This window comes from Algoriphagus chordae (assembly GCF_003254055.1).
In the GTDB taxonomy this organism is placed as follows: domain Bacteria; phylum Bacteroidota; class Bacteroidia; order Cytophagales; family Cyclobacteriaceae; genus Algoriphagus; species Algoriphagus chordae.
The window spans coordinates 1-21,300 of record NZ_QKZT01000033.1; the positions used below are offsets into that span (position 1 = coordinate 1).

Genomic DNA, 21,300 nt, shown 5'->3' on the forward strand with positions numbered 1-21,300 from the left:
GACATACTGAACGCTGCCTATCATATCCTAAAGGACAAAACCCCTTATCGGGAACCAAAATTAAGGCAGGAAATTATAGATCAACGAAGAAAATCAGAACTGGAACGTCTGGAAAGACGGATCCAAAAACTAAAAACATTAGCGTCCAATTAAAAAAAGGTCGTCTTTTTTTTGGTGGACTATACCCCGTGCATAAAACTGATATCAGACGCTAAGAACCCACAGTTGTTGCCATAGAGCACGTAGAAAAAATTTTTCTCTCGAGAAATCCTTTAGCTGATCCTGATGTCCTGGAATTACTATGGGGTATTTGCTGAGACTTTCAGAAAAAAAAACGGCAATGATTGATTTCATTGCCGTTTCTGTTTACAGAAGAAATTACTCTCTTATCCAAGCTACCTTTTCGTCAAGGGAATCTCTTTTACCTTCTGGCCAATTATCTGTGGCTGGTTTGGCTACATAGAAAAAGCCCATTAAAGCATCTTCACCTTCCAGCCCGTAGTCAGCTCTAGCTTCCTGCCAGAATGTAGGACCGCCAGTTCCCCAATATGCAGCGAGTCCATGAGCTGAAGCCGTCAAGTACATATTCTGTACAGCCATAGAAACCGCTGCAATTTCTTCCATCAATGGAATGTTCTCAGATCGCTTCATTACAATTGCAATCATATGAGAAGCCTTCAATGGTCCTTGCTTAAACTTCTGATAGGTTGCTTCCAAAAATGGAGTTCCATTCTTCTCTGCGCGTAACTTATACATATCGGCCTGATAGTCGGCAAACTTCTTCAAGCCATCTCCAGTATAGACAATAAATCTCCATGGCTGAGTTAATTTGTGGGTAGGAGCCCATCGAGCATTTTCCAGCATTTCTTCGATGATGGCATCATCTACAGGATCATTCTCTTTGAATTGAGCAGCAAACATGGATCTACGTCCACGGATAATTTTATTTACTTCTTCGATGTTAAAATCGGGCTTTTGCATAAAATATAGTGATGATTAATTCTTGTATTGAATCTGAGTAAGGCTTATTAAGCGACAAAAGTTTCCTTGATTATAGAATTACATTTTAAACATCTTTTGAATGGCTAGTACTCTAATTTACCCGCCAAGAGTTGTTTCCTCAGATCTGGATCAAATTTCTCTATCGCATACCTCAACGTCATCCGTGGCATGGTCTGGTAGTGCTTTCTGAGAAAACTCATTTCTACCTCAAAATCTTGATTACCGATTTCGCGAAGCATCCAGCCCACTGCCTTATGAATCAGATCATGTGGATGATGCAGGAGTTTCTCCGCAAGTGCCAAAGCATCATCGAAATGCCCACGTTTTATCCAATAAAAGGTACTAATCATGGCCACCCGCTGTCGCCAGAGATGTCCCGAATCTGCAAGCTCATAAAAAAGCTGCTTGTCTCGATTCAAATAATAATTCCCTAGAATATGATGACAAGAGCTATCAACCAAATCCCAGTTGTTCACAAAATCAAGTTGAGACAAATAGAAATCCACCAATTCCTTTTGCTCCGAGTCAATCTTTAACTTTTGGTAACGGTAAACAAGAATATAAATAGCGGTAAGTCTCACTTCATGGTAAACATCATGAAGCAGTACTTCAATCTCTTCATAGCTAATTTCCTTGAAAACTGCTTTGGCTACCTTCCTTTGCTCAGGGACTATCACCCCAAGAAACTGATCTCCTTCTCCATATTCTCCAGGACCGGACTTAAAAAAACGTGGAAAAAAAGCAGCTTTCTCGGGAATCCCTTTGTCTGCAAGTGTGGCTTTGATTTGCTCTGTTAATAGGCTCATGGATAAAAATAGCAAAGCTTAGCTCTTTCTAAAAATCATCTCCATCATCGCCACCTTCTCTTCGGCTTCCGTTTCCTTCAGTTTTCTCCTTAAAGCCTCCAAATCTATAGGTAAAAGCAAGTGTACCAACTCTAGTTTCCCGTTGAAAAACTCGCTTCTCATCGAATCTTGGATTAGTGGTAGTAATTCGGAAATTCCTCGTATTGAAGATATCGCTGACATTGGCAGAAATAGTGGCTTTCCCATTAAAAAGATCCTTTCGTAAGCCAATATTTAAACTGTATTGTGGTTCGATTTGACCTTGGGCTAAGACAATTGGCCCTCGATAATTCCCCTGAGCCTGCACACTGAACCAATTTGGAATCAACCAATTTGCCAGCAAATTCAAGGTCCAACTGAAGTTTTCATTGTTAAAATCCTGCTCTATATTCTCTGCGTTGATTTTTGAATAGAACAAATTACCCGTCAAGGTAGCATCTAGGTTGTTGAAGATTTGGATCTGATTGATCAACTCAAAACCAGTACTTGATCTCGTATCTGCATTTTCACGGCTTTGGATAGCCACATTGTCATCAGTTAAGATGGTAATTCTTGTTTCTACATCGGTGCTATACCGATGATAAACCGTGGCATTGAGCAGGTATTTATCCCAGCCTTTCATATAGCCCACTTCATAACTATCAGTGAATTCCGGTTGCAAATAGGGATTGCCAATGCTGAAATTGTACTGATCTCGCACTCTATAAATCGGTGCCAGATCCCAAATACTTGGCCTTGAAATCCTTCGAGTATAATTTAAGGTGAGTTCATTCTCTGCAGCAATTGTGTAGCTCAAAAAGGCACTTGGAAAGAGATTAAAGTAGTTATTAGGAATACTTTCACTTTCCCTTACAGTTTCACCCAAGGTCTTGGTGTACTCTCCTCTCAAGCCTAACTGGTAGCCAAATTTTCCAAAGGTGTTTCTATAAGAGAAATAGGCAGCATACACCTGTTCATCAAAATCAAAAGTATCAGTCAAGGAATCGACCACCACCGGATTAAAGTCAGAAAATTCATCTCCTTGAGCAAATCGTTGGCTCCATTGCCAATTTCCAATGGTAGCTTTCAGACCAGTTTCTATTGAAGCACCGTTGGCAAAAGGCTTCTCATAATCCAGTTGTGCTACATATAAATTACTCGTTCTCGGCCTGTCATTGGTTTGAGTCAATCTTTTACTTGGATCTGAATTACCATCCGCATCAAAAAACTCTTGATTGTATTGCTCAGTTTGCTCACGATTGTCATAGGAATACGAAAGTGAGCTGTAAAGCTTTTGCCCTAGAGAATCTATATCCCAGGTGTAATTGATCCCTCCTTCATAATTCCCACTTTTGCTCAATTCGTCATTGATTCGAACAAAACTCGAATCCAGCGTACCATTTTCATTCAAGTTCTGCTGTGTGATAGCTGCATACTCCACTTCATCATCGAAATTCCCCTGAAAATAAACACCGAACAACGCCCTATCAGAAACATGATAATCCACTCCAGTTCTGATCAAATGTGTTTTTTCGATCTCATATCCATCTTGAATTTGTTCTAGTCTCGGCGAAAAACCAGGCAGGTAACTATTTCTACTCCTTTCCCCATTTTCGCGCTGATGCCGATCCTGCCAATTGTATGAGGCATAAAAATTAGCCTTCTCAGTTCCATAATTCAAATTGACACCGGCTTGATATTTTTCTCGTGTACCTATAGAAGCATTCACTTGTCCATTGAAACCAGTCTTCTCATTTTTCTTCAATACGATATTGATGATCCCCCCTACTCCTGTGGCATCGTATCGGGAAGATGGATTGGTGATCAATTCCACAGACTTAATGCTATTCGCCGGAAATTGGGATAAAATACTCTCCGTGTCATCTCCAGAGAGATTGGATGGACGACCATTGATGTAGATTAGGATATTTCCACTTCCACGCATCGTAATACCTCCCTCATCATCCACCTGAATAGAAGGCAATGTGCCAAGTAATTGAGAAGCAGTTTGGCCTTCCGCCACGATACTGTTCTCCACGTTGTATGTTCGCTTATCGATATCCGATTCAAACATCGAAGTAACTCCCTCTACTACTACTTCATCCAAGTTTTGCGCGTCTTCCTCTAAGGTGATTGTTCCTAGATTGACAGAATTTTTATTTTCACCTAAAGTAATCTTTTCAAAAAATTCCAAATAGCCAATAAAGCCAACTCTTAAAACATAATCACCTGCAGTAGTAGAAAACTCAAAACTTCCATCCAAATCACTCATAGCTCCAGTAACTACCGCTGAATCCACTGGTGAAAGCAATGCTATATTCGCAAACTCTAAGGCTACTTCTCGTTTACCATCCCTCACTTTGCCCTTTACTCGTATCTCTTGAGCAAAAGCATCCAGGGATGACATTATAAAAAGTAAAAGGATTGGTAAGGGTGATATATTCTTCATAGTACTTGGTTGTGGTAGTTTGGGGGATAGTAGGCCCTTATATACAATTTTAACTAATTAATTATCAGTTATTTACAAGAACCACTATACTTATTAAACCGATATTCTGAGTCAATGTTTAGTTTTTCGTATAAAACTTGTTCTATGGAATAATGTCTAGATAAGATGAATATTATCTGTTCGAGCGGAAACTATTATCGACTATAAGCTGATTTCTCTACTTGAAAAAATATAAATAGCTCACAGATTATTGATTTTCTTATCTTTAAAAATGATTCGATTGATTTTCAACCTTGTCGGTATCCTCATCGTCAATCTTCCTTTCACCCTTTCTGCTCAAGACACCAGTCACAACAATAGTTTAAGTGAACTGAAAATACTTTTTGAAGCGGCAGAACCCTCTGACTCTATCACTGGTGTGTATTTGACGCAGATGATTAATCTTAGCGAAAAAGAAGGGGAATATGATATGTTGGCTGATCTAGCCATTCGCTTTTTTCGTCATCCTTCATCTTCCATTCAGTCTACTGAACTACAAATACAAATGCTACAAAGAGCAATTGCTCACGAGGAGGAAGTGAGTAAATCGGAGGACAGAGGCAACCTTCACCTGAAGTTGGCTGGAGCGTATTTCAATATAGAGCAATTTGATTCGGCAATAGTCGAATACGGTAAGGCGATTGAACGATTCAGTAGTACTGATTCTATTTTCATCGCAGATTCTTACTTTTTCCGAGCTCAGGCTAGAGATTATAAAGGCGACCTGCTCGGAGGAATGGAAGACTATCAAACTGCCAGAGATATTTATCAGTCAGAGGGTGATGCTGATTATGTGCAATTTGTAGCTGGAGGGATGGCCATTCTGTTTAGCAAATTTGCCATTTACAACGAGGCCGAAAAAATCCGAAATTCACTGATCTCCGCATACACAGAAAGTAAAAGTATGTTCGATGTGGCAATCCAGTTCTACAATCAAGCTGAAGACTATGGTAAACAGGGCAGAGTAGAGGATCAGCTAGAAGCACTGCTCAAGGCGGATTCCCTGGCTCCTTTTGATCCTCGGGATTATTACTTTGAATCTATGATTAAGCTTTCGCTAAGCAACTATTTTGGAGAACATGGAGATGTGTCAAAGCAACAAGAATACTTTGCCCAGGTACAAGAAATGATCCCTCAGGTACCTGAGGTAGCTACTACCAACCCTGTTTATCTCAATGCAAAAGCCAACATAGAATATTCACAAGGGCATTATTTGAAGGCAAATCAAATGGCCCAAGAGTCGGTACAAGCAGCTCAGGAATCCAAAAACATGGATCACTTGATCAAAGGATATCATTTGCTAGCCCAAACCTTCAGCAAATTGGGGCAATCTGCCAAAGCCTATGAAATTCGTAAAGAATTGACCCAGTACACAGATTCCATTTTTGCCGCCAATCAAGCTACTACTTTTGCATATTATCAAACCCTGTACGAAACGGAGCGAAAAGAGATCGAAATCCTGACCAAAACTCAGGAGATCGAAACAATCAACCAGAATAACAAAGCCAAGATAAGATGGATATTCATCTTTGTCTTTATTATTATCGTAGTAGGTGTACTTACCTTCCTGTGGAAGAACCTTCAGCATGAAAAAAAGAAGAAGCAAATGCAATCGAAATTTTCCCAAGAACTTTTGAAAAATCAAGAAGCTGAACGCGTCCGAATTTCCAAAGACCTTCACGATGGCCTCGGCCAAAGTTTACTGTTGATCAAAAACAAAGTTGCACTTTCGAAGGACAATACTACCGGCGAGCTATTAGATACTGCGATCAGCGAATTACGGTCTATCGCCAGATCGCTTCATCCTATGCAATTAGAAAAACTAGGACTAAGCAGGGCAGCAGAACATCTCCTTGATCAGATAGATCGAGAAACAGACATTTTTGTATCCTCTGAGATCGAGGAACTTAAAGGGGTTTTAAAAAAAGAAGAAGAACTACAACTGTATAGAATCCTTCAGGAATCTATCAATAATGTCTTAAAGCACTCTGAAGCTAGTGCCCTTCGTGTAATTTTCCGTAAAATTGAAAAAGGAGTGGAATTAAAAGTGGAAGACAATGGAAAAGGGTTTGACTTTTCGGAAAAATTGAATGATTTTCAAAGCCTAGGGTTGAAAACCTTAAAGGAACGGATCGCTGCAATCCAAGGAAGTATGAAAGTTAACTCTGAAAAAGGCACTGGAACCAGTTTAAGCTTTATCGTATATGTCTAATCAAAAAGTGACAGCAGTCATAGCGGATGACCATCCCATTTTGTTGAAAGGCCTACATGATTTCCTTGTTGATCTAGGATTAGACATCGTTGGTACCGCCAATGAAGGACAGGCGGCTTTTGATCTAATCATCAAGTTTAAGCCTCAAATTGCTATTTTGGATATGGAAATGCCTAATAAGACAGGGCTTGAGATAGCGACAACTTGCAAGAAATTAGAACTCGAAACAAAAGTCATTTTACTCACACTTCATAAGGAGCTTTACCTGTATCATCAGGCAAAGGAATTGAACCTATCTGGATATATCCTCAAGGAATTTGCACTAGGGGATTTGTCCATAGCCATTACTACTGTACTGGATGGAGGTCAATTTTTTAGCGAAAAGATCTTTGAAGGAATGAAAGAAAATAAATTTCAATCCGATGACAATCCTTTGACTCCTTCAGAAGTGAAAATACTCAGATTGATAGCAGAAGGGCTAACTACTAAGGATGTTGCAAACAAACTTTTTATCTCTGAGCGAACGGTAGATAAGCATAGATCTAATATGATCGTAAAACTTCAGCTAGAGAAAAAGCATAATTCCTTGTTGATTTGGGCTCAAAAAAATCGTGACATAATAGATTAACAGCATTTTTCCAGTGGCTATCTGAAAATCTAGGTATTTATACGTATTGAGTCGCGTCCCTTTATTGCTTAAGTTTGAGTATAAGTTTCAGCACAAACCAATTTTTTACATTATGAAAATATCTAGCCCAATTGGGGATTTCAAAATAATCCAAACAATCAAAAATCGCGATGAGCTTTTGATTTTAGGGTCTTGGCAGAATCTTGTAAAAGCATTTGATAGCAGCAGAACTTTTCTAGTCAATAGAAATGATTCACTTTTTGGAATATACGTATGTAAGCAAGAATGTGCAGAATTTATGAATAAAATTATTCAGGATATTGATTACCATGAGTGGGAAGATTTCAAGATTGAAAAGCCTATTTATCAAAATCAATTCCAAGCCTAAGGGTGATATTTTTTCAGCAGTAAACTTCTAAGGCTGCGCGGATCATACGATCTACGGTTTTTTCAGCTTCTTTATCAAACTCACCACTTGGCCTATTGGCCACAATCGCATTGAGGCTAAGCATTCGGTGATTTAATAGTTGACCCATCGCGTAGTAGCCAGCTGTTTCCATCTCAAAATTTGTCATCTTCAATCCTGAAACCTCCAGGTCCGCCAAACGCTCAATCATGTTTTCCATTTTTGGCTTAAGTCTTATTTCTCTACCCTGTGGAGCATAAAAACCCGGAGCTGTAAGCGTAACTCCACGATAAAAATCACTTGGCAATTTTTCTAACAATGTCGTTGATGCTGATGCCTGATAGGGCAAAAAAGTCAGATCAAGAGTATCACGCACCAGTTTCGACCATTTTTGGCTACCTGCCAATTTCGGATAGAACTGCATCAGTGTATCCACTCCTACTGCAATCTCTGATGCCAACAAACTTCCAACGGGCAAATCAGCCTGCATACTTCCAGATGTTCCCAGACGGATAATTTCTAAGCTGGATTCTGTGGGTTTTACGGTGTGGGTTTTGAGATCTACATTGACCAGAGAGTCCAATTCGGTCATCAGAATCTCCACATTGTCTGTCCCCATTCCTGTACTCATCACCGTTACTCTTCGGCCTTTTACTCTTCCCGTATGCGTTACAAATTCACGTTTACTTCCCTTAAAGTCAATTTGATCAAAATACTTAGAAACCAGAGGAACTCTATCTGGATCCCCCACAGTAAAAACAAGAGAAGCCAGGTTCTCTGGCTTCAAATGCAAATGATAAATGCTCCCATCAGCATTCAATATCAATTCGGATTCTGGAATTTGTCTGCTCACACTACAAGTTAAGCATTTGATTCTGCTTTTGCTTTACGCTTTAGACCTTTGTATGGATTGTAACCATTAGTATTTTTCTGATAATAGCCTGTACCATCGTAAGTTCTTTTATCAGGATTTTCCTTGCATTCAGTAGAGCAAGTTCCTTCCATTTCCCAGCCACATTTCTCACACATCGCTACATGGGCGTTGCAGCTTTGATTGGCACAATTGACCATTCGATCAGAGGGAGTACCACAAACGTGACAGGTAGAAACAACCTTAGGGTTTACTGTATTTACATCTACCGCGATTCTATTATCAAACACGTAGCATTTTCCTTCGAAATCTTCACCTCCAGCTTCCATCCCGTATTTGATAATTCCCCCATGAAGCTGATATACATCCTCAAAACCCTGCTCCAGGAGGAATGCAGAAGCTTTTTCGCATTTTATCCCACCAGTGCAATAGGTCAACACCTTCTTGTTTTTGAGATACTCAAGCTCTTTTACTTTCTCAGGAAAATCTCGAAAATTATCTATATCAAGTGTCAAAGCATTCTTGAAGTGCCCTAGCTCGTGCTCATAATTTGAACGAACGTCTAAGATCACTACATCTTCCTGATCCTTCAAATTCTTGAATTCCTCGGGATTTAGGTGCTTGCCGGTTTTTACATTCGGATCCAAATGACGCAGTGCGCTATGAACAATCTCCGGCTTATAGCGTACATGAATTTTGGTGAAGGCATGTTTGTCATGCGAATCAATTTTGAACTCGGTCTTAGCAAATCTCGGATCAGCATGGATATAAGCCATGTATTTCTCACAATCTTCTACTAAACCTGAAACGGTACCATTTAGACCTTCATCTGAGATGATGATACGCCCGCGGATATTATGCTCGACGCAAAATAAATGGTGCTGCTCACGGTATTCTTCAGGGTTCTCAATCTTAGCGTAGCAGTAATAAAGAAGGATTTGATAATTGATATTTTCCATAACTAGTGCCCTGTTGCGGCAGGGTGTTTAAGAATTTTAAATTTATTTGAACATCTTCAATATTTCTCAGTCGACGTTCTGCATTCAATAGCTAATGATGATCAACTAATTGCGAAAACTCAAGTATGGCTTGAATCTCGTAATTCGTAAATCAAAAATCGTATTTCTATTTCACTTTTGCAGCAGGATTGCCAAATACGGTTTCATTAGCTCCTACAGTAGAAATAACCACTGATCCAGCTCCAATCCGCGAGTTTTTGCCAATCGTAACTCCAGCCACAATCGTAGCCCCAGAACCTATAAAAGCTCCTTCTTCAATAGTCACTTCAGAATTGATCACTGAACCTGCACCGATTTGCACGAAATCTCCCAAACTGGCATTATGTTCGATAACTGCTGCCGAATTTATAATGCAATGACTTCCTACTTTGGCTCCTGCACCGATATTCACATTGGCATTGATGAAGTTGCCATGGCCTATGGTAGCATCAGTAGAAATATATGACCTCTGATGGATGGCATTTACAGGTTGCACCTTACGACGCTCATTCAGTAATTCCACCAGAAACTTACGGTACTTTGGGTTTTCTTCAGCCACAAAAGCTTCAGTCTTCTGACCTATCAACTTCAAGAAGCCGTCATCTTCAGGATTCCCAAGTACTGAAACGGTATTGATTTCTGTGCCGTGAATCTTTTCGTCCTCGTCCAAGAATCCGAAAACGACCACGTTGTTACTATTAAAGATCTCAAGTGCTGGGTGGGCAATGCCTTTGGCACCAAATATTATAACTGGTTTTTCCATAGTTTTCTGCAATTCAGGCTGCAAAAATACAGGAATTCATGGGTATAGCCAAAAATCATTTGGATTCAGATTTGATAAGTGTCTGGGCAATTTTGCATTGCAGGCATTTCTTTGGTTGACAGTAATTATTAAAAAGCCCGATCATTCCTTGAGAGTCAAACGCATTCTCTGCCTTCCAACCATGCGTTTTGAAGCGTCGGATGATATGGTTGTTCTCCGCAGAAATCTCCTGAAGGAGATCAAAACAACGTTCCTGCCAGTCTGGATCCTCAAAATACCTCCCGTAGGCAAACCACAGAGGAATCACATAATTGATCACCAACAACTGTAACACAGTACTGGAAACTCCTGTGCTCGATTGTCGCTCCGAGGGCTTTCCAAAACTGTAATGATACTGCCAATAATCACTAGGCTTCACTTTCAATAATTTCTTGAACCCAGCAAAATCTTTGGATTCTTGCATCACAGACTGGAGCAAGGCCGGTGCATTGGACAAGATTGCTGCTAGCTGGGCTATTCTTATCGTGGGAAAATTACTCGGTCTCACACTCATAAAAGTCCAGTGCTGTCTGCTCATTTGCTTAGTCCAACCGTACTTATTGCGGTAAAAATCATATTCCCGATTCAAATGCTGTGCATAGGGTTCCTCAGATTCTGCCGGCAATAAGCCTGCTTGTCCCAGGAGGATAGCTTCCAAAACTGGCAATTGATCTCTGTGTTTCTGAAGGATTTTATAGGGAATTAATGCGGCCAATTCACCCATAGCTTGACTATTGGTTTTGAAACCAAAGCAGGTGAAAAGCCAGCGATATGCCGTTTCTTCCCAGTTATCTGTAGTTTCATTGAGCACAGTGAGAATCAAGGATGATTTTTCCTGAAGTCGTTCTACCAATGCTTTTTCCGAAGCAGAAAATCTAACAATTTCCGGCACATCCTTCAATCCATGAGCACAGGGTAAATCTGCTTTGTAATCCAGCATCTGCTCATAATTTCTCCAGATATCCAAAAATATCAATCCTTTCAGCTCTAAGGTTGGCATGGGCGTGCCGTCATTTCGTAGTACTTCCCGATCATTTTCCCACACTACATGAAGTACCACGGAATTGTAGGCAGGATCGCCAGCATGTGCATGCTGTCTCCAATCGCTTGCCAATCGATGCACCTCCACATGTCCGTGTAGTATAACATTGTCGATAACTACCACAGAATCGTGAAAGTCTGGCCCCTCACTTTGATTGTGAAATCCTACCTGAATAATTTTCAATTCATCACCAGCCGTAGTACAAAGTTTCGCTTTTTCGAAATACTGGTATTTCCATACGAGTTGCAAAAAATCCTCTTTAAAGTTCATAAAAGTGTAGGTTAAAAAGACTACTGAATGTAGGCATAATATGAAAAATAAAAAAGTCAGGAAGCCCTGACTTTCAAAATATTAGCCTCAAGATTCTATGATTAGAGATATTTCTCTAGCATACTTGTCATTTCCACTTGCAGTTTCTGTGCTTCTTTCCGCGCTGCCTTAGCAAAGTCTTTTTCACCCGATGCATAAATAATCCCTCTGCTGGAATTCACCAAAAGCCCGCAGGTAGAGTTCATACCATACTTAGCGACATCCTCCAAGCTTCCGCCCTGTGCTCCCACACCTGGAACCAAAAAGAAATTATCAGGAACTACTTTTCGTACCTCCCCGATCAATTCCCCGCGTGTGGCTCCGACCACATACATGAGGTTTTCGGGAGAACCCCATTCCTGGCTTTTCTCCAAAACAGACTGATATAATGGCTTTCCGTTCTCGTCTTTGATCAGTTGAAAATCCTTAGACCCAGCATTAGATGTCAAGGCCAAAAGTATCACCCATTTATCCTCAAACTCCAAAAATGGGGTTACGCTGTCCTTACCCATGTATGGGGCTACTGTCACCGAATCAAAGTCCATTTGCTCAAAAAATGCCTTAGCATAGAGTTTGGAGGTATTTCCTATATCTCCACGCTTCGCATCCGCTATCGTGAAAATATCCTTTGGAATGATCTCATTGACCTTCTGTAGCGTCTCCCAACCTTGCGGACCTAATGCCTCAAAAAAAGCAATATTCGGCTTATAGGCTATTGCAAATTCAGCTGTCTCCTCCACGATCTGCTTGCAAAAGCTAAAGATAGGATCAGCTTCAGTTTTCAGGTGAGCAGGAATTTTATTGATATCTGCATCGAGTCCAACACACAAAAAGGATGATTTTTTCTGAATTTGGGAGAAAAGCTCGGCTCTGGTCATGGCTAATTGAATTTTGACAAAGGTAAGGAAAATGAGTTTTTAGGAGCTTTAAGTTTCAACATAATGACATTCAAACCATAGGCGATAATATTATTATCACTAAGAAAAGTCTCAGGTCGATCTCATCAAAAAAATTGTTGGTATGTTTCCAGCTATCTGCAATTTCAATAATAGCGAGCAGCTGAAAGTCAGACATCAATTCTCATCCATTGACTGCACTTGGTCAAAATCTATTTTCACAGCTGCTCCAATCAGTGAAACCGCTGCTGAAATTAGAAAAAAGATCAAACTGAAGGTCACCGCTGTGGTCTCATCAATACCAGCATAGCTATGCGCATAGACGAATACAAGTTCTCTGGCACCTACGCCGCCTATAGTCAATGGCAATACAGCGACAATGGAGGACAGCAGGAAAACCAGCTGATAAGCAAGTATATGTTCTGTTATTCCCAGAGATCTCAATATGAAAAAAGCACAAACCAACTGGGCTAACTGACCCAAAAGTGACCAGCCATTTGCCTTCCAGAATGATGCTAGAAACTTTTTGAACAGCAACTTCTGAATCAGCCAAAAAACTGGAAGAACCAGTACCGCCGCTACTCCTATCAACAGTTCCCAAGGAATATCAGAAGCAAAAGGAAATTCTAAATCTACGGGAAGCAGAAGCAAGAGCAGCAGTAATACTATCGCCACCAATCCTCCCAAACGATCCAACAAAGCTGCTTGGACAAGTGGTTTCACAGGAGTTTTGTAATGCTTGTTCAGCAAATAGACCTTATATCCATCGCCCCCGATCCCACCAGGCAGGAAGAGATTATAGAACATCCCTATCAGGTAAAGTTTGAGGTTTAGTCTTTCAGAAATATGTAGATCGATATTTTTGAAATAGATATTTAATCGAAACGCTGTGAATACTTTACTGAGTTCAAAAAGCAGTATGGCAGGAATCAACCAAAACCAGTGAATAGTCTGAACAATTTGCCATAGCTGATCAGTATCGATTTTTCGAAAAACCAGAAAAAGTGCCAATCCAGTCAAGACCAGCTTTAGTGCAGTAGTTAATTTCTTTTTATAAGAACTCTCTGATTTTGCCAAAATTCATTTGCTAGTTGAAAACCTACCTAAAAAACCTACACTTACTGAACTTCAGGAAGCGGGTCTAGTACACCCTGATAAACCGACTTAACCGTATAAGTTTTCTTATTCTGCGACTCGAAATAGGTCCTAACGATGATTTCTGCAATAATCCCCGTCGTGATAAACTGAATACCTCCTAACACCAAAATAAATCCTAGGACCATAATTGGCCTTCCCCAGATATCATTCCCCATCAACTTGATAATGAGTAGATAAATGTTGATCAAAGATCCTATCAAAAATGAAATAATGCCTATACCGCCAAATAAGTGGATCGGACGCTGGAAGTATTTTTGGAAAAACAGCATCAGAATCAAATCTGACATTACCTTAAATGTGCGGCTCAAACCATACTTTGACTCGCCATGAATCCGTGGATGATGCTTCACATCCATTTCGGTCATTTTGGCCCCTTGCTGTTTTGCCAAGACTGGAATAAATCGGTGCAATTCACCATACAAACCCATCCCCTGAGCAATCTCAGACTTGTACACGCGTAGTGTACAGCCATAATCTTTAAGATAAACCTTAGTCGTATTTCTGATGACCCAGTTGGCGATTTTACTAGGTATTTTGCGGAGTACAAAGCCATCTTTACGATTAGCTCTACGGCCTGCGACTACGTCCCATTCTTCATCAATCGCTTTCTGAAGCATCACTGGGATATCCGTCGGGTCATTTTGCAAATCCCCGTCCATGGTAGCTATGTATTCTCCCGTAGCCATATCGATGCCAGCAGCTAGTGCAGTCGTCTGTCCAAAATTTCGGTTGAAAATTATAAGCTTGGTTCTGCTGTTTGCATATTTCTTGACTTCAGCTACCGTCCTGTCACTTGACCCATCCTCGATCAGGATCACTTCGTAATCAATTTCCGACAGCGCAGAATAGGTTGCTGCTAGAAGGGGCTGGATATTATCCTCTTCATTATAAACAGTGATTACAACGGAAATAAGTGGCTTATACATGCTTTAAAATTTAGTCAAAAATACAGTAAAATACTTCGAGGCACAAAAAAGCCATAAATGGCTTTGGGAAGCTAAAGGAAATTTAGTGTTACAAAGTACAATCAACTTATCTTTGCAGCATGTCCTTAAAAGAGAACCAAATTAATCCATGGGTTGTCATGGCAGCATTTGCCATCTTAGTTGGCCCTTTTGCCTTAAGTTTTCACATGCATTTTCCTGACGAAATGTATTACAGCGATGCAGCGGTGAAAATGCTTCAAAATGGAGATTACTTGACAACTTACTTGGGAAATGGTGAACTTCGATTCCGAAAACCAATTGGGACATATTGGGTAGTACTAGCTGGATTTAAGCTTTTTGGAGTCAGCGCATTTGCTTCCCGAATTCTCTTCTTGCTAGCTGGTGCACTGACCGTTGGAGCTACCTACTGGCTTGCGAAACTACTCTTTGACGATAAAAAAATCGCGGGAATCTCTGCCCTAGTCATTGCCGCCAACCCTGTTTTAATTTTATCCGCTACACGTTCCATCCCGGATGTATTGCTTGGGCTGACGATGACAACTAGTGCGATAGGCTTTGCTGGTTTAATTCGATTCGGAGACCAAAGTCCCAAAAAGTATCTCTGGCTACTCTATATAAGTTTAGCACTTGCCGTTGAAATCAAAGGAATTCCTGCAGTCGCATTGGGCGGCCTGGCTATTCTTTACCTTTTATTGAACCCCTGGAAGAAAATCTCATTCAAAACCTTCATACATATCCCTTCCATTGCGGTATCCGTTTTCATAGCACTTTTCTGGTTCGTCGCTATGTATATTATTCATGGCCCTACATACCTAGATAGTTTTGTGGCAGATCAAGTTGGCAGCAGAGTCACGTCTCGCCATTTACTTATTCTGAAAAATGGGATGCTAGCCGTACTAATCCTAATCGCTATTTACATTCCTTGGATTTTCTTAGTTCTCCCAAGATTCAAAGAGAGCGTAAAAAAGACCTGGTCAGAAAACGCGGTATTCTTTGGTTTTGCACTACTCTGGGGACTTGCCATTTTAGGAATGGGAGCCATGACGTCCAAGTTTTACGAGCGCTATTTACTACCTGTCGCTCCAGTGCTAGCAGTTTTGCTCGCTTGGCTATTGGTAAGAGGAGGCTTTGAAATGCGCCAAAGAGGGCTAAAAATCAGCATATGGTTATTCCTGATTTTAAATATCATCGTTTGGCTAGTAGGTTTATATATCAACATCCAGCTCGGAAGCACTTTTTGGATTTACCTCCAATTAGCACTGGGTCTAATTATATTAGCATACTTATTCAGACTCACTGCAAAAAGTGAGAAACTACCAAAAGCACTTTCTTACTCATTCCTGTTGGTTTTCTTTCTTGTATCCACTGTAACGGCCAAAATCTCACTTCCAGAGCAAGGAGAGCAAGTAGCCGAATTTGTAGCTGCAAATAGTATAGACCCTAAAGATGAAATTGGCTTTATCGGGAATATTCATGCCAGCAGCAAAATCAGAGTGTATTTAGGCACTGATTTCTACATGACAGACATTAGCGGAGAAAAGAAGCTTACAGATGAAGAGTTACTGAAGAAATCAGAGGCTTACAAATACTTAATTGTGGAAGATAAGCACCTATCTATACTCCCAGAAAACGAGTACGAGATACGAGAGGTTTCCTTGAACTGGGACTCCAAAAAAATCCCATTCTTACTTCAAAACCTTAGCAATCCAGAGTTTCACAGCTTGTTACAAGAGAATGGAAAAATCTATTATTGGCTGGAAAAGAAGTCCGCTCAATAGTTTAGAGGCACGTAAGGATCAAACGCTTCCAAATTTCGCCATACTTGGATTTTAGCCGTTCTGAGAGGTTCTCCCACTAAAAATACCTCAAATTCTTCTTCATAAAGTAAGGAATCAAAGTGCGCAAACTCACCAGGTGAATCGTAGTTCCAGCTCACAAATATCCCTGTTTTATTCTTGCCTACGAACTGATCCATCCCAGGCCACAGGTCAAATTGATTCCTTCTAGCCCCCATATTGAGCATGTAGGTTTGAGGATGATCTTTCAGATAAAATGACAATTCGGAAGCCATGTGATAGGTTTCAGAAAAGATAAACACATCTTTCAAATTCAAACTATCCTGAAGAAAATCTACCCTTTTTGACAGTGGATCATATCCTGACATTCGTCTAAACAACTGCTTCTCTCCTTTCTTAATAGGAGGGATTGACTTGAAAAAAGTAAAATCGGGTAAGATCAAAATCAGAGGCAAACAAATACTAATACCTACCGCCCAATTGCGGATTTTCAACCACTTTTCCGATTGGTTCACAACCCAAGCACTGATGAGAATAGGTAATCCAACGTAAGAGAAAATTGGCCAATTGACCAGTATCTCTGTAAGAAAACTAAGGAAGGCAAATCCTACAAATGTCAGAAAGGCAGGAAGAATTAAGAATATTTTGTCCTGACTTCTAGACTTGAAGACATTTTTGATGGTCATGAATGCTAGAGGAAGCAAGAAGATTGAGATCATTGCCAATTGACCTCCTAGGAATTCGAAAAATTGAGCCAGGGCTTCAGAAATTGAGAAGGGAACAGATTCCGTTGCCTCTCCTGCACCAGCCAAGTTTGCCAAATGCTTGAAAGTATTGAAGTCATGCTGGAAGTTCCATACTAACACAGGCACAAAACCTATAGACATAATCAAGTAAAAGAGAAGCATCTTCTTCCACTTCTTACCGATTGTACCTTCTTGCAAAATGAATAAAAACAAAAATGGGAAAGCTAAGAGCATCACCGCTTTAGCCATCAAACCAACTGCTGCAGCCAGCCCAGCTAGAATCCACCACTTCGTCCCCTTTTCCATATTGGCCTTATAAAGCCAGAAAATAGTCAGCGTCCAAAAAAATGTCAAGGAAGAATCTGTGGTATGAAAGGTAGATATCAACCACCAAAATGGCATTGCTTGCAAAATAATGGAAGCCCAGAAACCTACTTTCTCACTGTATAAATAGGTTCCAAAGCGATAAACAACCCAGCTGGTACCTAAACCAAAAATGAGTGCATTAAATCGCACTGCTAATTCCGTGACGCCGAAGATCGATGTACTTATCAGATTCAAATATGAAACTAATGGCGGCTTGGAGTAATAGTGCCAGGCGAGGTTTCTGGACCAGAGCCAATATTGTGCTTCTTCGGTAAAGAGATCCATCTCCGGTCTGAGGGTAAAAATAATTTTGGCGATAACCAATCCAATGGCTACCAGCCAAAAGTAGAGCGTATAATTAGGAGACTTTTGCATAGGGTAAGGATCAAAAAAAAACACCTCCCAATTAATGAGAGGTGCCACAAAATTAATATTCTCAGCTATTACTGCTTAGCTAGGACTACTTTTTCTTTGTATTTTTTAATTTGACGTCTTAGCCCTTCAATAGCATCATCAGAGGCAGCCTCGAAAGAATCAGCCTGATTCTTTGCAAAAAACTGCTTCCCTGGGACATTGAGCTTGATTTCTACAATTTTGTTGGCATTGTTGTCATTTTTGTCAAGCCTCAAAAAAACTTCTCCGTCTATTATTTGATCATAGTAAGTGTCCAGCTTATCGGCTTTCCTTTGAATGAAATCGATCAATTTTTGATCGGCGTCGAAGTGGATGGAGTGCATCTGCAGTTTCATATTCAATTGCATTTAGTGGTGAACAAATAATTTATTTATGCTTTAGGATGTGCCTGTTCAAACACAGCCTTAAGTTTTTCCATGGAATTGTGCGTGTACACCTGAGTGGCCGCGAGATTTGCATGACCTAGCAAATCTTTGACAGCATTCAGATCAGCGCCTTTATTGAGGAGGTGAGTAGCAAAAGTATGTCTCAGCACATGTGGGCTGCGCTTGGAAGTCTGCGCAAAAAGATCCAGATAATGCCTGACGATGCGAAAAATCATCATAGGGTAACTTTGCTTTTGTTGATTGCTGACAATAAAATACTCACTTTGACCTACTTTTGAAAACCTTTCTTCAAATACTTTTTTGTACAGCAATATATTCTGTTTTAAGCCTTTTGTAATAGGTATTATTCTTTCTTTTTTTCTCTTCCCAAGCACCTTCACCGAATCTTCGATTAGATTAATATCGGACCAGTGCAATCCTATCAACTCCGAAAGTCTGACACCAGTGAGGTAAAGAAATTCCATCACCATCTTATCACGCTGTCCTTCGAAGGTCGGTTCATAGACGCTTTCATGTAGAACGGATTCTATGGCCGATTCCTGTACAAATTCGGGAAGTCTTTTCGGATTTTTAAGACCTTTTAACTTATACGTCGGGTCTTGCAAAATGATCCCTGATCTTAACAAAAACTTGTAATAAGACCTCAGTGTAGCGATTTTACGATTGACAGATGTAGTACTTAAGCCACTATCTACCAGGTCGATCACCCAGGCTCGTAGCTCCGGATGTTGCGCATCAGAAATTTCACTGATTTCAAAAGAAAGTGCCACAAACTCTTCGAATTGACCCAGGTCCCGACGATAGGCATCTACCGTATGTGGGCTGGCCTTTTTCTCGAATTCTAAATAATTAAGGAAAGAATCAATCATATGTCACATCACTCAGGAGATAAGTTAGGTTAAAAAATGACAAGTAATGCTTATCTATTTCACAAAATGACATAAAAAAAACGCACCTGCCTGATGGCAAGTGCGTTTAATATCGGAAGATCAAAATTGATTACTTCGCTGCTTCTTCTTGAAGATGCTGCTTGTAAGCCGCTTTGATTACTTGTGCTCTTCTTTTGATGGAAGGCTTAACAAAAGCTTGTCTCGCACGAAGTTCTCTGACTGCGCCAGTCTTATCGAACTTCTTTTTGAAACGCTTTAGCGCTTTCTCGATTGATTCGTTGTCTTTTACGTTAACTATGATCATATCTATACACCCCCTTTCGTGGGCACAAAGGTATTGATATTATTCTAAAAACAATAGCACCCTCATAATAAACTCTTTTCTATACCCTTGATATGTAGGGCGAATTCCCTAATTTTATCTCAAATCTCATTTATATCGACGTGAACATCAGTTATCCACTCAAGAGCTATTTGCTAGCATTCGCTATTCTAATCCTATTATTCACCCAAAATAAGCCAGGTTTTTCTCAAGAAAATCCTGAGAAAATGGAATGGTTCAAGGATGCCAAGCTGGGCATCTTTATTCACTGGGGAATTTATTCTGTCAATGGGATTGATGAATCCTGGTCGTTTTTCAATGACTACATCAGCTATGACGATTATATGAAGCAGCTTTCGGGGTTCACGGCAGCTAACTACGATCCAGAAAAATGGGCTAAACTGATCCAATCAAGTGGCGCCAAATATGCAGTGCTCACGGCAAAGCATCATGATGGTGTGGCGCTTTGGGATACCCAGGCATCAGATCTCTCAGTGGTCAAGAAAACCCCTGCTGGAAAAGATTTGGTTGGCCCGCTGATGAATGCTTTAGAAAAGGAAGGGATTAAAAAAGGAATCTACTTTTCTGTGTTGGATTGGTCTCATCCAGATTACGACAGAAATACAAGAGAGACTTTCCGCTACAAGGACGATCCAGTGCGCTTTCAGAAGTTCGTAGATTTTAATTTCAAGCAATTGGAAGAACTTTCCACTCAATACGACCCAGATTTATACTGGTTTGATGGAGACTGGGAACATAGCCCAGAAGAATGGAAAAGTGCAGAGTTGAAAGCCAAGCTTTTGAGCTACAACAATAACCTAATCATCAACTCAAGACTGGGCCCAGGATTCGGAGATTACGCTACTCCTGAGCAAGGAGTGCCTGTGACCAGACCAGCTAGTGAATACTGGGAACTATGCATGACCATGAACGACAGCTGGGGGTACCAAGGCAATGACCATAAGTATAAAACACCTAATGAGCTGCTCCGAATCTTTGTAGATTGTCTACACATGGGCGGGAATCTATTACTTGATTTTGGACCAAAACCTGACGGTACTATACCTGAAGAAGCCGAAAACATTCTAGAAGAATTTGGTCGCTGGACCACCAAACATAAATCTGCTATCTACGAAACTCAAGCGGGCATTCCCGACGGTCACATCTATGCTCCTACCACACTTTCGCCAGACAAGACTATTCTATACATCTACCTAGATTATAAAGTGAATGAATCCCTGGCAATCAAAGGCTTAAAAAATAAAATTCAGCGTGTCTGGGTAGTAGGGAATGGAACCAAACTACAATCCAGAGAGGTCGGTAAAATGTATTGGAGTGCTGTTCCAGGCATGAAATATATCGACATTCCTGACAATGTATATGACAAGGATATTACCGTCTTGGCCGTATTGCTAGATGGACCGGTAGACCTCTATGGGGACATGGGCCAGGTGATCGAGAGCAACTAAACAAAACATCAACTGCAACTGCAGCTTTGATAATAAAGAGCTTTCCATTATTTGGAAAGCTCTGCACTTTTCTCCCCTACATAAAAAGGTGTTAACTCAATAAGTTAGTTTACTTTTCAACCCAAGCTAAGAGCGTGCTAAAACCTGCTCTACTTATCTGATTCAAAACGATTGAAGATCAGCGTTCTATAGCAGTATTATCCGAATCATGATTTTCGGCTTACAATAATCAAAAAATAAAAATTTTGTGAACTTTTTGTCAGTGTAAATTTTATAAAACACTGATTTTAAATAGTTTACATTTTTTTCTTGTAAACTTGATGAATAT

The 21,300-nt window shown here is 40.3% G+C and carries 19 protein-coding genes; 5 read left to right on the plus strand and 14 right to left on the minus strand.

Annotated elements, in window-relative coordinates; genetic code table 11:
* Window positions 1–378: 378 nt before the first annotated feature.
* The 3 genes from LV85_RS21455 to LV85_RS21465 all read right to left on the minus strand — a co-directional run bounded on the left by LV85_RS21455 (window position 379) and on the right by LV85_RS21465 (window position 4,275).
* Window positions 379–981 (minus strand): nitroreductase family protein, encoded by a 603-nt coding sequence (locus tag LV85_RS21455; protein ID WP_111323315.1) that lies wholly within the window; start codon window positions 979–981, stop codon window positions 379–381.
* A 104-nt stretch (window positions 982–1,085) separates the two neighbouring features.
* Window positions 1,086–1,808: a DNA alkylation repair protein gene (locus tag LV85_RS21460; RefSeq protein ID WP_111323317.1), complete on the minus strand. Its 723-nt coding sequence runs from the start codon at window positions 1,806–1,808 to the stop codon at window positions 1,086–1,088.
* A gap of 28 nt (window positions 1,809–1,836) precedes the next feature.
* On the minus strand, window positions 1,837–4,275 hold the full coding sequence (locus LV85_RS21465) for a TonB-dependent receptor domain-containing protein (RefSeq protein WP_111323319.1): 2,439 nt from the start codon (window positions 4,273–4,275) through the stop codon (window positions 1,837–1,839).
* Between the two features lie 271 nt (window positions 4,276–4,546).
* Between LV85_RS21465 and LV85_RS21470 the strand changes: the two genes are divergently transcribed.
* The 3 genes from LV85_RS21470 (at window position 4,547) to LV85_RS21480 (ending at window position 7,542) form a co-directional block, all read left to right on the plus strand.
* Complete coding sequence (locus LV85_RS21470) at window positions 4,547–6,526, plus strand: tetratricopeptide repeat-containing sensor histidine kinase (protein WP_111323321.1); 1,980 nt, start codon at window positions 4,547–4,549, stop codon at window positions 6,524–6,526.
* Complete coding sequence (locus LV85_RS21475; protein WP_111323323.1) at window positions 6,519–7,154, plus strand: response regulator; 636 nt, start codon at window positions 6,519–6,521, stop codon at window positions 7,152–7,154. Before LV85_RS21470 ends, LV85_RS21475 begins: the two co-directional genes overlap by 8 nt.
* Before the next feature lie 112 nt (window positions 7,155–7,266).
* Complete coding sequence (locus LV85_RS21480) at window positions 7,267–7,542, plus strand: hypothetical protein (RefSeq protein WP_111323325.1); 276 nt, start codon at window positions 7,267–7,269, stop codon at window positions 7,540–7,542.
* A gap of 13 nt (window positions 7,543–7,555) precedes the next feature.
* Here the strand turns inward: LV85_RS21480 and LV85_RS21485 are convergent, their stop codons facing one another.
* The 7 genes from LV85_RS21485 to LV85_RS21515 all read right to left on the minus strand — a co-directional run bounded on the left by LV85_RS21485 (window position 7,556) and on the right by LV85_RS21515 (window position 14,562).
* The gene (locus LV85_RS21485; RefSeq protein WP_111323327.1) at window positions 7,556–8,413 is read right to left on the minus strand and encodes a nucleoside phosphorylase; all 858 of its coding nucleotides are present in this window, start codon (window positions 8,411–8,413) and stop codon (window positions 7,556–7,558) included.
* Between the two features lie 8 nt (window positions 8,414–8,421).
* A complete protein-coding gene (trhO, locus tag LV85_RS21490) occupies window positions 8,422–9,390 on the minus strand; it encodes an oxygen-dependent tRNA uridine(34) hydroxylase TrhO (protein WP_111323329.1) in 969 nt (322 codons plus the stop codon).
* A 166-nt stretch (window positions 9,391–9,556) separates the two neighbouring features.
* A complete protein-coding gene (locus LV85_RS21495; protein WP_111323359.1) occupies window positions 9,557–10,192 on the minus strand; it encodes an acetyltransferase in 636 nt (211 codons plus the stop codon).
* Window positions 10,193–10,247: 55 nt separating this feature from the next.
* Window positions 10,248–11,543, minus strand: a complete 1,296-nt coding sequence (locus LV85_RS21500; RefSeq protein WP_111323331.1) for a DUF2851 family protein — start codon at window positions 11,541–11,543, stop codon at window positions 10,248–10,250.
* Between the two features lie 101 nt (window positions 11,544–11,644).
* A complete protein-coding gene (gene pyrF / locus LV85_RS21505; protein ID WP_111323333.1) occupies window positions 11,645–12,460 on the minus strand; it encodes an orotidine-5'-phosphate decarboxylase in 816 nt (271 codons plus the stop codon).
* 195 nt (window positions 12,461–12,655) lie between these two features.
* Window positions 12,656–13,555, minus strand: coding sequence for a lysylphosphatidylglycerol synthase transmembrane domain-containing protein (locus LV85_RS21510; protein WP_111323335.1), 900 nt, complete (start codon window positions 13,553–13,555; stop codon window positions 12,656–12,658).
* 41 nt (window positions 13,556–13,596) lie between these two features.
* Window positions 13,597–14,562, minus strand: a complete 966-nt coding sequence (locus LV85_RS21515; protein ID WP_111323337.1) for a glycosyltransferase family 2 protein — start codon at window positions 14,560–14,562, stop codon at window positions 13,597–13,599.
* A 158-nt stretch (window positions 14,563–14,720) separates the two neighbouring features.
* On the opposite strand from LV85_RS21515, the gene LV85_RS21520 reads away from it, so the two are divergent.
* Window positions 14,721–16,361: an ArnT family glycosyltransferase gene (locus LV85_RS21520; RefSeq protein ID WP_158531228.1), complete on the plus strand. Its 1,641-nt coding sequence runs from the start codon at window positions 14,721–14,723 to the stop codon at window positions 16,359–16,361.
* Here LV85_RS21520 and LV85_RS21525 read toward each other — a convergent pair.
* The 4 genes from LV85_RS21525 to rpsU all read right to left on the minus strand — a co-directional run bounded on the left by LV85_RS21525 (window position 16,355) and on the right by rpsU (window position 19,485).
* Complete coding sequence (locus LV85_RS21525; RefSeq protein ID WP_111323341.1) at window positions 16,355–17,866, minus strand: ArnT family glycosyltransferase; 1,512 nt, start codon at window positions 17,864–17,866, stop codon at window positions 16,355–16,357. The two genes, LV85_RS21520 and LV85_RS21525, sit on opposite strands and share 7 nt — an antisense overlap.
* A 68-nt stretch (window positions 17,867–17,934) precedes the next feature.
* Window positions 17,935–18,240, minus strand: coding sequence for a ribosome hibernation-promoting factor, HPF/YfiA family (gene hpf, locus LV85_RS21530; RefSeq protein WP_111323361.1), 306 nt, complete (start codon window positions 18,238–18,240; stop codon window positions 17,935–17,937).
* Between the two features lie 35 nt (window positions 18,241–18,275).
* Window positions 18,276–19,160 (minus strand): tyrosine-type recombinase/integrase, encoded by an 885-nt coding sequence (locus LV85_RS21535; protein WP_111323343.1) that lies wholly within the window; start codon window positions 19,158–19,160, stop codon window positions 18,276–18,278.
* Window positions 19,161–19,290: 130 nt separating this feature from the next.
* Window positions 19,291–19,485, minus strand: coding sequence for a 30S ribosomal protein S21 (gene rpsU, locus LV85_RS21540; RefSeq protein WP_111323345.1), 195 nt, complete (start codon window positions 19,483–19,485; stop codon window positions 19,291–19,293).
* A 140-nt stretch (window positions 19,486–19,625) separates the two neighbouring features.
* Here rpsU and LV85_RS21545 point away from each other — a divergent pair, with 140 nt between their 5' ends.
* Window positions 19,626–20,972 (plus strand): alpha-L-fucosidase, encoded by a 1,347-nt coding sequence (locus LV85_RS21545; protein WP_111323347.1) that lies wholly within the window; start codon window positions 19,626–19,628, stop codon window positions 20,970–20,972.
* Window positions 20,973–21,300: the final 328 nt, after the last annotated feature.